Annotated in this window: 10 protein-coding genes and 1 pseudogene; 3 read left to right on the forward strand and 8 right to left on the reverse strand. The window is 61.3% G+C overall.

The annotated features are described in order from the left end of the window. The first annotated feature begins 196 nt into the window (after positions 1–196). Positions 197–1,786: an inorganic phosphate transporter gene (locus C2L64_RS31190; protein WP_007587103.1), complete on the forward strand. Its 1,590-nt coding sequence runs from the start codon at positions 197–199 to the stop codon at positions 1,784–1,786. A 110-nt stretch (positions 1,787–1,896) separates the two neighbouring features. On the opposite strand, the gene ppk2 is transcribed toward C2L64_RS31190, so the two are convergent. The 3 genes from ppk2 to ggt all read right to left on the reverse strand — a co-directional run bounded on the left by ppk2 (position 1,897) and on the right by ggt (position 5,213). Beyond that, positions 1,897–2,823, reverse strand: a complete 927-nt coding sequence (gene ppk2, locus C2L64_RS31195) for a polyphosphate kinase 2 (RefSeq protein ID WP_007587104.1) — start codon at positions 2,821–2,823, stop codon at positions 1,897–1,899. 153 nt (positions 2,824–2,976) lie between these two features. After that, positions 2,977–3,363 (reverse strand): VOC family protein, encoded by a 387-nt coding sequence (locus C2L64_RS31200; RefSeq protein WP_007587105.1) that lies wholly within the window; start codon positions 3,361–3,363, stop codon positions 2,977–2,979. 119 nt (positions 3,364–3,482) lie between these two features. Continuing rightward, positions 3,483–5,213 (reverse strand): gamma-glutamyltransferase, encoded by a 1,731-nt coding sequence (gene ggt, locus C2L64_RS31205; RefSeq protein WP_007587106.1) that lies wholly within the window; start codon positions 5,211–5,213, stop codon positions 3,483–3,485. 187 nt (positions 5,214–5,400) lie between these two features. Here ggt and C2L64_RS31210 point away from each other — a divergent pair. After that, positions 5,401–5,797 (forward strand): annotated as a pseudogene (locus tag C2L64_RS31210) (ectoine/hydroxyectoine ABC transporter ATP-binding protein EhuA); the annotation flags it as partial. 18 nt (positions 5,798–5,815) lie between these two features. On the opposite strand, the gene C2L64_RS31215 reads toward C2L64_RS31210, so the two are convergent. The 5 genes from C2L64_RS31215 to C2L64_RS31235 all read right to left on the reverse strand — a co-directional run bounded on the left by C2L64_RS31215 (position 5,816) and on the right by C2L64_RS31235 (position 11,349). Beyond that, positions 5,816–7,219 carry an MFS transporter gene (locus tag C2L64_RS31215; RefSeq protein ID WP_007587110.1) on the reverse strand — a complete coding sequence of 468 codons (1,404 nt, stop codon included), beginning with the start codon at positions 7,217–7,219 and terminating at the stop codon, positions 5,816–5,818. An 802-nt stretch (positions 7,220–8,021) separates the two neighbouring features. After that, complete coding sequence (locus C2L64_RS31220; RefSeq protein WP_007746268.1) at positions 8,022–8,786, reverse strand: phosphocholine cytidylyltransferase family protein; 765 nt, start codon at positions 8,784–8,786, stop codon at positions 8,022–8,024. A gap of 21 nt (positions 8,787–8,807) precedes the next feature. Then, the gene (locus C2L64_RS31225) at positions 8,808–9,812 is read right to left on the reverse strand and encodes a flippase-like domain-containing protein (RefSeq protein WP_009771219.1); all 1,005 of its coding nucleotides are present in this window, start codon (positions 9,810–9,812) and stop codon (positions 8,808–8,810) included. Further along, entirely contained in the window at positions 9,809–10,663 is an 855-nt protein-coding gene (locus tag C2L64_RS31230) for a HalD/BesD family halogenase (RefSeq protein ID WP_009771218.1), read from the reverse strand. The genes C2L64_RS31225 and C2L64_RS31230 overlap by 4 nt, the downstream gene beginning before the upstream one ends. Continuing rightward, positions 10,663–11,349, reverse strand: coding sequence for a CDP-alcohol phosphatidyltransferase family protein (locus tag C2L64_RS31235; RefSeq protein WP_039902879.1), 687 nt, complete (start codon positions 11,347–11,349; stop codon positions 10,663–10,665). The genes C2L64_RS31230 and C2L64_RS31235 overlap by 1 nt, the downstream gene beginning before the upstream one ends. A 251-nt stretch (positions 11,350–11,600) precedes the next feature. Between C2L64_RS31235 and C2L64_RS31240 the strand changes: the two genes are divergently transcribed. Then, positions 11,601–12,038, forward strand: a complete 438-nt coding sequence (locus C2L64_RS31240) for a hypothetical protein (protein ID WP_039902886.1) — start codon at positions 11,601–11,603, stop codon at positions 12,036–12,038. Positions 12,039–12,460 lie beyond the last annotated feature (422 nt).

A 12,460-nucleotide genomic window follows, 5' to 3' on the forward strand; every position in this document is an offset into this window, starting at 1 on the left:
TGCGCTCATTTTAGCGTCTGGGCCGTGAGGACCTTCTTCTGACGCGGCCCATTTAACGGGCAACGCGCGGCATCTAAACCGGCGTGACGCGGCGCACAAATGTTAAGGGGCATATCCGTCATGCCTTTGTCATCGTATCGACATGCTGGGCTTGCAGGATCGGGGATCCCCCCGACCATCCCCCGAGGCCCAGGCCATGCCGGAACTCTCATATCCGCAGACAGGCACCGCGAGTGCCAAAAACCGCAACTTAGGACTCGCCGTCTTTGTGATTGCGCTGGTCGCTGGCGCGATCTATTGCGCGTTTCAGTTGGTCGGCGACCTCGAATCCGTTCGCACCGGTTCGATCGTCGCTTATCTGCTGCTCGGCGTGGCCCTTCTGATCGCGCTCGGCTTCGAGTTCGTCAATGGCTTTCACGACACGGCAAACGCCGTCGCGACCGTGATCTATACGCACTCGCTCTCGCCTAACGTCGCGGTCGTGTGGTCTGGCACGTGGAATTTCCTCGGCGTGCTGACCTCGAGCGGCGCAGTCGCATTCGGCATTCTTCAGTTGCTGCCCGTCGAACTGATTCTGCAAGTGGGCAGCAGCGCAGGCTTTGCGATGGTGTTCGCGCTGCTGATCGCCGCGATCATCTGGAATCTGGGTACGTGGTGGTTCGGCCTGCCGTCTTCGAGCTCGCATACGCTGATCGGCTCGATCATTGGCGTCGGCCTGATGAACCAGCTGCTGCATGGCGCGGACGGCACGAGCGGCGTCGATTGGGGGCAAGCCGCCGGCGTCGGCAAGTCGCTGCTGTTCTCGCCGCTGATCGGCTTCCTGCTCGCGGGCCTTCTGCTGCTGGTCCTCAAGGCGCTCGTGCGCGTGCCCGCGCTGTACGCGGAGCCGAAAGGCAAAGCACCGCCGCCGTTCTGGATTCGCGGGCTGCTGATTCTGACCTGCACGGGTGTGTCGTTCGCGCATGGTTCCAACGACGGCCAGAAAGGCATGGGCCTCATCATGCTGATCCTGATCGGCACCGTGCCGACCGCCTATGCACTGAACAAGGCGGTCACGGCCAACGAAACGCAAACCTTCCTCGCCGTCTCGCAGCAGGCTTCGGCTGCGCTCGGCAAGTATGCGACGCAAGGCGTGCCGCCCGTCGTCGCGCCGCGCAGCGAGGTAGAGAACTACGTCCGCACGCGGCAGCTCACGCCCGCCACAGTGCCCGCGCTGCAGAAGCTGATGGAGCAGATCGGCCAGCAGGTCAGCTCGTCCGGCACGATGGCGAACGTGCCGCAAGACAAGGTCGATAACGTGCGCAACAACATGTACGTCGCGTCGGAAGCGATCCGTCTGATGGAAAAGGCGAAGCAGCCCGCGTTTGCAGCGGACGACGCCAAGGCCATCGACAACTTCAGGAAGCAGATGGACCACGCGACCAAGTTCATCCCGACGTGGGTGAAAGTCGCCGTGGCAATCGCACTGGGTCTCGGCACGATGGTGGGCTGGAAGCGCATCGTCGTGACAGTCGGCGAGAAGATCGGCAAGCAGCATCTGACCTATGGACAGGGCGCATCGGCCGAACTCGTCGCGATGGTCACGATCGGCGCCGCCGACATGTACGGCCTGCCCGTGTCGACGACGCACGTGCTGTCCTCGGGTGTGGCAGGCACGATGGCCGCCAATGGCTCAGGCCTGCAATGGGGCACCGTGCGCAGCCTGGTGCTGGCGTGGGTGCTGACGCTGCCCGCATCGATCGCGCTGTCCGGGGGACTGTACTGGTTGTTCCGTCACCTGTTCTGACGACTCGTACCTCGCCGCCGCGCTGATTCGATCAGGTGGCGGCAAAACGGCAAAAGAAAAAGCGCGGCATTTTTATGCCGCGCCTTTCATTTCAGCCCTTCAAACAGGGATCAAAACACGTCGGGTACGATCATCTTGTCCGGCACAGGATGACGGCTGTAGTCCTCGTGAAAGACGCGTTCCGGCAACACGATGGACGGATGTTCGATCTCGTGATACGGCACCTGGCTCAGCAGATGATGAATGCAGTTCAGCCGCGCGCGCTTCTTGTCGACGGCCTGCACGACCCACCACGGCGCCTCGGCGATATGCGAGCGCTGCAACATCACTTCCTTCGCCTGCGTATAACGCTCCCAGCGGCGACGGCTTTCGAGGTCCATCGGGCTGAGCTTCCATTGCTTGAGCGGATCGTGGATACGCGCCTGGAAGCGGATTTCCTGCTCTTCGTCGGTGATCGAGAACCAGTACTTGATAATCTGAACGCCGCTGCGCACGAGCATCTTCTCGAACTCGGGCACCGAGCGGAAGAACTCGTCGTATTCGTCGTCGGTGCAGAAGCCCATCACGCGCTCGACGCCCGCGCGGTTGTACCAGCTGCGATCGAACAGCACCATTTCGCCGCCTGCAGGCAGGTGGCTGACATAACGCTGGAAGTACCATTGCGTGCGTTCGCGGTTGTTCGGCGCGGGCAGTGCCGCGACCCGGCATACGCGCGGATTCAGCCGTTGCGTGATGCGCTTGATCGCACCGCCCTTGCCAGCCGCGTCGCGGCCTTCGAAGATCACGACAAGGCGATGCCCTGTCTTGACGATCCAGTCCTGCAGCTTGACGAGCTCGCCTTGCAGACGGAACAGCTCGCGGAAATATTGCTTGCGCAATTCGCGCGCTTCGGGCGTAAAGCCTTCGCCGCCGTCGAGGATGCGGTCGTCGACTTCCATTTCGAGTTCCTCGTCGTACGCATCGACGAGGTCCTCTTCGAAGCGGCGCTGCCGTGCGGCGAGCGACTCGGCGTCAAGTTCCTGTTCGGATTCCTTCATCACAGTGGCTCCTGTTTTTTCCGTAGCGCGGAAAAGGGTGTACGCGGCGCGTGGGCTCGTGTGATTGTCAGCTTTCTCGGTGTCAGTCATATTACTCTTGTGCAACGGGTGCGGCTCTTCAAAGTACCTTTCCGACGCCTCTTCAAAGCCTGTTCAAAGCCTCTTGGCGATGCTGATCTCGTGGCCGTCTGGATCGGTGATATGGAAATATCGTTCGCCCCATGAAGCATCGGCGGGTGCGGCCTCGGGCTGGTATCCCGCTGCCAGCGCCTTGTGATAAACGGCGTCCACGTCGGACACGTGAACGATCACACGCCCCCACCATAGCACCGGTCCTCTCGTGTCGAGAATCACGTTCAGATAGGTGCCGCCGAACGCAAACGACGTGAACGCCTCGAATGGCCCCCCATAGGCAAGTGGAAAGCCAAGCGCCAGATAAAACGCAACAGCGCGCTCCATGTCGTGCGTGGCGAGCGTGACAGCACTGAGCCCTTCGAATCGCGGCTCTTGCGTATGGCTCTGTGATTCCGGCTGATTCATCGCTGACTCCCCGCTCCAGAAAGTGAAAACAGCGGACACCGCCCACCGGCGATGTCCGCTGCAAAGCGAATCGACGAGGCGCCGCGTGATTGGCTGCGACGCCAGCGCATGCCGCGAGATTACGGTATCACACGCGACACGCCGCGTCCGCGTGGATCGGATACGGCCTCCGGCCGCTCGCCGTTGATCTTGATCGCCTGAATGTCGCCATTGAAGTCCTGCGCCTTCAGCGTATAACCCTTAGCTTCGACCTGCTTCGCGAGTTCGCCTTCGATAGGCGCATACGGCTCCCAGAAGATCGTGTTCGGCGGCAACAGTTGATGATGGAAACGCATCGCGCCAACGGCTTCCTTCAGCGGCATATTGAAGTCGTACACGTTGTTGACCACCTGGAAAATCGACGTGAAGATGCGCGATCCGCCCGGCGTGCCGATCACCAGCGACACCTTGCCGTCCTTCGTCAGAATGGTCGGCGACATCGACGACAACGGGCGCTTCTTCGGCTCGATCGAGTTCGCGTCGCTGCCCACCACGCCGAACATGTTCGGCACGCCAGGCTTCGATGCGAAGTCGTCCATCTCGTCGTTCAGCACGATGCCCGTGCCTTCCGCAACGACACCGGAACCGAAATAGCCGTTGATCGTGTACGTATTCGACACGGCATTGCCCCACTTGTCGACCACCGAGAAATGCGTGGTCTCCGCTTTCTCGGGCATCGACGTGCCGAGGCCCGGCTGCACGCTCTTCGTGTCCGACGGCGTGTTCGGATTCACTTCGGCCGCGCGCTTCGCGATGTAGGCGTCGTCCGTCAGTTGTGCGACGGGTACCTTATAGAAGTCCGGGTCGCCCAGGTACTGCGCGCGATCGGCAAAGACGCGCTTTTCGATTTCCGATATCAGGTGAATGTACTGCGGCGAGTTGAGATCGACATTGGTGAAGTCGCTCTTCAGGTCCGCCTTCATCTTCAGCAATTGCACGAGGCCAATGCCGCCCGAGCTCGGCGGCGGCGCGGTGATCACGTGATAGCCGTTCCAGTTCGCCTGAATGGGCTGACGCCACACAGCGCGGTAGTCCTGCAGATCGCGCTTCGTGATGAGGCCGTGCCCCTTCATCGACGCGGCGATCAGATCGGCCGTCTTGCCGTTATAGAACTCGCGCGCGCCCTGATTCGCGATGCGCGTGAGCACGGCGGCGAGATCCGGCTGCTTGAAATTGACGCCCTGTTTCAGATTGCCGAAATAGGTGTCGAAATTCGTCTTGCCTTCGAAGTCCTTCTCGGCATCTTCGCGGCGCTTTGCAAGCTGCTCGTCGACTTCGAAGCCGTCACGCGCATATTTGATGGCGGGCGCCAGAACCTGCTTCCATTTCAGTTTGCCGAAACGGTGCTGTGCTTCCCACATGCCTGCCACTGTTCCTGGCACACCCGCTGCGTAATAGCCGAAAAGGCTCTTGCCCTTGATGACATTGCCCTGATCGTCGAGAAACATGTTGCGCGTCGCAGCCAGCGGCGCACGCTCGCGATAGTCGATGAAATACGGCTTGCCGTTCACGTATAGCGTCATGAAGCCGCCACCGCCGATGTTGCCTGCCTCAGGGTAGGTGACGGCCAGCGTGAAGGCGATGGCGACAGCGGCGTCGACGGCATTGCCGCCTTCCTTGAAGATCTGCTCGGCAGCATCAGCGCTGTACTTGTCGGCGACGGCGACGGCCGATGCGGTCAGTACGGGTTGCTGCGGCGGGGGCGCCTTCGCGTAAGCAGGTGCGGACTCGAGAAAGCCCGCGGTAGTCGTGAAGAGCCCTGCGACGGCCAGTGCTGTTGCGGAGAATTTCGCTTTATCTATTAGTTTCAATGCGTGCCTCCAAAGACAATCATCCAGTGACGGAACCTAAAGCCTGTCTTTGGGCTTATAACACGCGACGAGTACATTTGCGAAGCAACCCGACATGCTGCAGGCGCAGCAAATTGCTTCGTTCGATTACTCCAATTGCAATACGACTGCGACGCTGCTAAGCAGCCGGTGATTCATTCAGCATCTCCCGCACATGACGGCACTCGCCAATACGATCGAAGCGCCGATGCAGGTACTCGGCCTGTCGCGCAACGAAGCGACGGATCGATCGCGGGAGTTGCTTTCGATGTTGGGTCACGCGGATAAGTGCAATCACTTTGCGCGCGCATTAGCAAAGCGTCCTAAGGTGATGCCGTTCGATGAAGTGACGTCCGTGCTCGATCGTGATCTATGCAGCGAAGAGCACAATCTGACGATGCTAACCGTTACGCATCAGATGGTTTTTTGCGCGTGAATTTGCAGACTGCGTGTGCTTCTTCTCGCAAGGCAAGATCATCGAGCGTGGACCGCCGCAGCATGAACGCACACAGCAGTTCGTGCGCACAGTTCTCGAGCGGCTTAAAGCTCCTGGTGTCAAGGCGTGACGTTCGTGAAGACACGCGTCACGCTTCCCCTCTTCCGCCACGCGCGAGTTCTTCGCCGCTGTTGTGCGGCAGCTTCGCCGTCACGGGAATCGACGCGAGCGAGAACAGACCAACCACCAGAAACGCGGGCCAGAAGTCGGTCCACACGATAGTCGGATGCCCTTGCACATTGTGCGAGATCTGCAGCACGATGCCCGCGATCGTCACACCGAGACCCAGCGAAATCTGTTGAACCACGCTCGCGACGCTCGTCGCGCGACCCACGTCGCGGCTCGGAATGTCCGCATACGCGAGCGAGTTCAGCGACGTGAATTGCAACGACGGAAACACGCCGCCGAACAGCACGACAAACCAGATCACAGCGTGCGGCGTTCCGGGACCGAACAGTCCATAACTCGCGATCGCGCAGCCAGCCAGCACTGCGTTGAACATCAGCACGCGCCGGAAGCCGAAGCGTGCGAGCACCGACGACGCGATCGTCTTCATGAAGATCGAGCCGAACGCCGATGCGCAGGTGATCGTGCCCGCCGCGAACGGCGTCATGCCGAGTCCTTCCTGCAACGCGAGCGGCAACAGGAACGGAACGGCGCCAAGCCCTATCCGAAACAGCGAGCCAGCGACGACGCTCGCGTGAAAACTCGGGATACGCAGCAGCCTCAGATCGAGCACAGGCCGTTCGACACGACTCGCGTAGCGCCAGTAGACGAGCAGCAGCGCGGCGCCGAGCACGCACATCGTCACCGATACGCGGTCCGATACCAGTTCGCCGCCGACCAGCGACAAGCCGAGCATGAACAGCGACGCGCCGCCCGCCGACAGGGCGAAACCGGTCCAGTCGAGCGGTCCGGGATGCGCTTCGCGCATGTTGGCGATGTGTTTGTTCGTGAGCCAGATTCCGAACAGACCGATCGGAATGTTGACGACGAAGATCAGACGCCAATGCAGATAGGTCGTGATGAAGCCGCCGAGCGGCGGCCCGACGACGGGCCCGAGCAGCGCGGGCACGGTCAGATAGTTGACGGCGCGGATGAAGTCCGACTTCGGTACGGACCGGAAAATGATGATGCGCCCGACGGGCACCATCATTGCGCCGCCGATGCCTTGCACGAAGCGCGCGGCGACGAAGAGCGGCAGCGTCGTCGATGCGGCGGCCATCAGGGAGCCGGCCATGAAGATGCCGATTGCAGTGCGGAATACGGAGCGTGGACCGTAGCGGTCGGCTACCCAGCCGCAGACGGGGATGAACACGCCGAGGCCGATCACGTAGGCCGTGATAGCGAGCTTTAGGGTGATTGGGTCGTGGCCCAAGTCCCGGGCCAGTACGGGTAGGGATGTGACGAGGACCGTCGAGTCGACGTTTTCCATGAACATCGCGCAGGCGACTATCAGTGGAACGATGAAGGTGCCTATTGCCAGAGGCATGGTGTAGGTGTTTGGTTTTTGTCTGCGACGCTGTTGAGGGTTGATTTGGGTTTTTGCGCTGCGCGGGCGGGGGTCGTTTGCTTGGGCTTTCGCTGGCATCCGCGTTACGGTGTTTGCCGTTCAGGCGTCGCCCCTGTGCGGGGCGGCACCTACTTTTCTTTGCCGCCGCAAAGAAAAGTAGGCAAAAGAAAGCGGCTAACACCGCCAACATTTCTTCCTGCCTGAGGGACCCCGACCGGTCCCTCACTTCACACGACAATCACGTGACTCATGTTAGTTGCCAGCGCTCTTGCAATGCTCATCACCCGCTTTACACCCCCGCGTTACAGCATGCCGTGCCAGATATTCCACGGCCGCCCAGGTGGCAAACTGTGTGTAGGCCCTAGGTGCTCCACATGCCTCACTCCGGACCGATAGCGCACGCGACCCACCATGTAAGAGCGCTAACGTGTACGTCGCGACAACCTACACACAGTTTGCCACCTGGGCGGCGCAAACCATTCGCTGCCGCTGGCCCGTGTACGGGTGTTTGAAGTGGGTGAGGCGTTCATTCGAAGCGTTGGCAACGCACGCTAACAAAATCGCTGCCGTTTGAAGCGTAAGACCCTTTGGGGGCCCTCAGGCAAGAAGAAAGATTGGCGGTGTTAGCCGCTTTCTTTTGCCTACTTTTCTTTGCGGCGGCAAAGAAAAGTAGGTGCCGCCCCGCACAGGGGCGACGCTTGAAGCACGCTAACAAACCGCGGATGCCAGCGAAACCACAAGCAAACCACCCAGCGTCGCAGACATCAAAAAACCCAAACCCTTACCGCCCAGCCCCCACCATCGGCTGCAGCATAGGAAGAATTTCGGCCGCCGCCCGCTTAACATCATTCGGAAAATCGATCTCGATCCACGGCGCGCCGGTGACATCGGCGGTATCAAACACATGACTCCGCTCAAGCAGCAAATCCCGAACCGCCTCTTCATGAGGCATATTCGCGCGCCCGCTATCAACATACCCAGCAACGATCTCGGCAAATCGCTTTGCCGTCTCTTCACGCAGACGGAAGAACCCAACCGACTCACCAATCGTGTCGTACTCAAGCCCAACAGCCAGTTGCTTGCGCAACTCAACCGGCACGCCATCCTTCAGACACAACTTGACGGGCTCATCGCCAGCCTCGAAATCACGATCGATCAACAAGCGATTAGCATGCTCGCCCGCAACCAGAGCGCTCAGAATGCGCTCGTCATAAAGCACATCAGCATCCATCAGCAGCACGTCGCCGCCGCTCGTCATCGCATCCGCAACGGTATGCACCGTCAACACACTGCCAAGGTCAAAACGCGGGTTCAGCCTGATCTCGACCTTGTGCGGCCACTCGATCCGCTCCAGTTCGGCTTCGACCAGTTCCGGCTGAAAGCCAAGCGCCAGCACGACGTCCGTGACGCCCGCCGCATCGAGCATCTGCAAATGACGCTCGAGCAAGGTCACGCCGTCGAAACGCAGCAGGCATTTGGGAAACTGTTCTCCAACAGGTTGCTGGAGACGCAGGCCAAGACCTGCAGCAAGAATGATGGCGCGCATTCGCGGTCCTTTCTAAAAAAATCAATCGACAGCAGGCAGACGCGAATCGCGCCGCCGCTGCCAGCTACGTTCGCTGAAATGCAGATAAAGCAGGCCCGGCAAACCCAGCAGCAACTCGCGCGCGCGCTTCACCAGCGACAACGCCAGCGCCGCCTCGGGCGGCAGGCCGACCAGCGGCGCGAGCAGCAGATAGCCGCCTTCCTGGATGCCGAGCGAGCCGGGAATCGCGAAAGCCGCGCCGCGTATCGCCTGGCCGAGACTTTCGAGCAGCAGCGCATCGACCCAACCAACGGGATGACCGAGGAAGCGCAGCGCCAGCCACACTTCCACCGTGCCGATGATCCAGCCCGCAAGGCTCAGAGCGAAGCTCGCCGCAACCTTGCCGCGCTGGTCGTACAGTTCGCGCACGGCGACATCGACGGCATCGGCGCGCGTGGTCAACGCCGACCAGTCGCGCTTGCCGAATACCTTCGACATGACGCGCAGCGCCTTGCCGAACAGGCCGCGCCGCTGCGCCATATAGAAGCCGATGATCATCGCCGCCAGCACGCCCGTGGCGATCAGCGCCGCCGTCTGCAAGTCATGCATCGCGCCATGCGCAGCCGACGCGCCGAACAGCAGCAGGCCGAGCATCGCGAAAACGATCTGCGCAAGCGCCTGCAAAGTGGTGCTGACGGTGATCGCGGCCGCGGCGTCGCGCATGCGCAGCCCGCGTTGCGACAACTGGCGCACCATCATCACAGGTCCGCCGATCTGGCCAGCCGGCAACAGGCTGTTCACCGATTCGCCGATCCAGCGCGCGAACACCGCATCGAGTTCGGTGACTTCCTTGCGGCGCCTGTCGAGCATCACGGAGATCGCGCCCGCATCGAGCACGAGCGGCAGCAAATGGAACGCCGCGACGACGGCGAGACCCCAGCCGGCTGCCATCAGCGTCGAGACGACCGAGCCGAAGCCCTGCCATGCGAGCAACGCGACGAACAGCCCGCCGCCGATCGTCAGCAGGATCACGGCGGCACGCGTCACGCGCCTTCTCCTTTGGCGTTACGGCGCGAGAACTGGCTGAACACCTGACGGAAACCGAAGTACGCAATCGCGTCCTTCAGATTCGAAATCACGCGGCGCCACGGGCGCATGTTCGGATCGGTGACGTACTCGAACGTCAGCGAGACGCGCATTTCGTTGTCCAGCGCGGGGGTGATGCGGTGACGCAGCTTGTCGCCGTCGAAGAACACGAGACCGCCCGGCGGAATCTGCACCGAGCCCGGCAGGTCCGCCTTGTTGGGGTCGCGCGTGTGCAGTTCGTAGTCGAGACGGCACGACGATTCGTCGATCACACCGAGCAGCAGCGTATAGCGGCGACCGTCGTAGTAAGACGTGTCGTAGTGCCAGCCGATATGATCGCCCGGCTTCGTGTAGTAGTAGAGCGCGTACGCGTGCGGATCGTCAGCCGGCGACAGCAGCAGCTTGTCGCCCGTCAGTTGCTCGAGGAAGCCGATCAGCTCTTTCGAGCGATACAGCTGCGCGATGAACGGCGCCAGGCGATCGATCGTATGGCGGCTGACGCTGCCACCCTGCTTGTGGCCCGGCAGATAGTTGCGGTTCACTTCGGGCAGCAGCCCGCGCGCGGCAGCAATCAGTTGCGCCGTGACTTCGGGTGCGAGGAAATCTTCGAGGTACAGAAACGCGCTCTGGTCGTCGAAGTCCTTGCGCAGTTGCGCATTGTCGAACGTGCGGACGCGGCTCGCGACAGCGCGATCCGCATCGGGCACACCGCTCGAAGCAGCAGCCCCAGAAACGGCAGAAGCCGGCGCAAGGCCGGCAGCGGGTTCCATCGGGTTCGTTGCAATCACGTTTTCTTCTGCGGGCACACTCATCAACTCACCAACGCTTGACTGTCTTTTTGCGCCGGGCGAGCGCGGCGCAAGACGCGCCGGTAATCGATCACCACGTACACAGCAAATAACGGCGCGCCGATCGACGCAGCCACGAGAAACGGTGCGACGCCGCCCGTCAGCGTGACGAGCGGCAGCAGATAAAGCACATCCTCGGTTTCGAAGCCGCCGACGGACGCCTGCTTCGTGCCCATCTTGCCCGCCATTTCCTCGATGCGCATGCGCAGGAAGAAAATCAGCGCGACCGCGATGCCCGCGATAGTACCAAGCAGGAACGGCGGCACGGCCAGCCCGATCAGATTGCCGACCTGCGCCGACGTCATGCCGTAGCCCATGCCGCCGAACAGCAGCACCGTCACGAGCGCGTCGCATGCGAGGTCGTAAAAATGACCGATGCGGCTCGTCTTGCCGCTGACGCGTGCGAGCTCACCGTCGGTGTGATCGACGAAGTTGGACAGCACGATCAGAAACGCGCCGACGTTGGTCCACGCGAATCCGCCGCGCGCCAACGCCAGGCCGCCTGCGAGACCGATCAACAGGCGCACGGTCGTCAGGTGATTGGGCGTAACGGGTGTATCCACGAGCGGCATGATGAGCCGCCGGGCAAGCCGGGCGTCCCACATTCTGGGCGGCGGAACGTCCCGGGGAGGGTGTGATTGCGAAGTCATAACCCGGAAATATATACGGGATCGCGTTTTCTTGCCTTAGTCGCGCACAATTCTGTTGCTTTTCAAAGACCTACTCGTGCTCGCCCTGACAGCACGTTTTTCCGAACGCAGGTAGAGTGCACGCCGGTCGCGCCAATGTTACCGGGTCTTTCGAACCCTTTTCGCGGCCCGTTTGTCGTCGATCGTCGCGGTACTCCGCGCTTTTTTCGCTTCTCTGTCCGTCCGCGCTCCAGCGGATGTTCTTCAAAAACATGAAACAGCTTTTTGTCCACCCTGCCCTCATCGCCATGCTGCTTTCGGCGCTGCCGCTCGCCGCACGCGCCGCATCGCTCGATTCCGCGCTTGCGTGCGACCAATCGGCGCACAAGTTCATCGCCGATCTCGCCGCGCAACAACTGATCGATCCGAAACCGATGCGCGTCGAAAGCAATTCGATCAATGCGTTCCGCCCGGTGCGCGGCGCGAGTCTGGATGCGTATGGCTTCAGCGTCTTCGCTGTGGTCGGCTATGAACAGGACGATCCCATCTTTCGCGCCGGCAGCGGCGAGCCGCTCGCGAAGTCGGCGTATGGCGCAGTCGTCTGGGGCAGCGACGAGAAGGTTCAGACGGCCGTCACCGCTGCGGGGAGCACCGCCATCGTTCATCGTGTCGCGCCGCACGTGACAGCGATTTTCTGCAAGCGCAGTTGAGCGCATTCGTTAAGGGCGACGCGCGCACGATAGTTATCAACACTTTTCGTGGGTAAGCCTGTGAGTAACCTGAGCAAGACCGACGCAAGTCATTGACGCAACTCAGATTGCACTCGATGCATCTACGCCGCGTCGCTTGCCCACGCTTCTCCGACGCGCGGACACCGCCCGAGGTTGTCCACAGTTTTTGGTGACAAGCCTGTGAGTATCCTGCGCACGAGATCGGCAAGTGCTTGATGCGACTGGACTTAAACGCGTTGCATGCAACAGGCAAACGCGCGAGCCCGGCGAACAGCATCCCGCTTGTCCACAGATTTTGTTCACAAGGATGTGGACAAGCTGAGCACACCACACGCAAGTGCTTGCCACGAAAGGAAGTTCGACTCGCGTTGCCGATCGATGCACCGACACTCGCGCGCGCC

The sequence above is a fragment of the Paraburkholderia hospita genome, assembly GCF_002902965.1.
In the GTDB taxonomy this organism is placed as follows: Bacteria; Pseudomonadota; Gammaproteobacteria; order Burkholderiales; family Burkholderiaceae; genus Paraburkholderia; species Paraburkholderia hospita.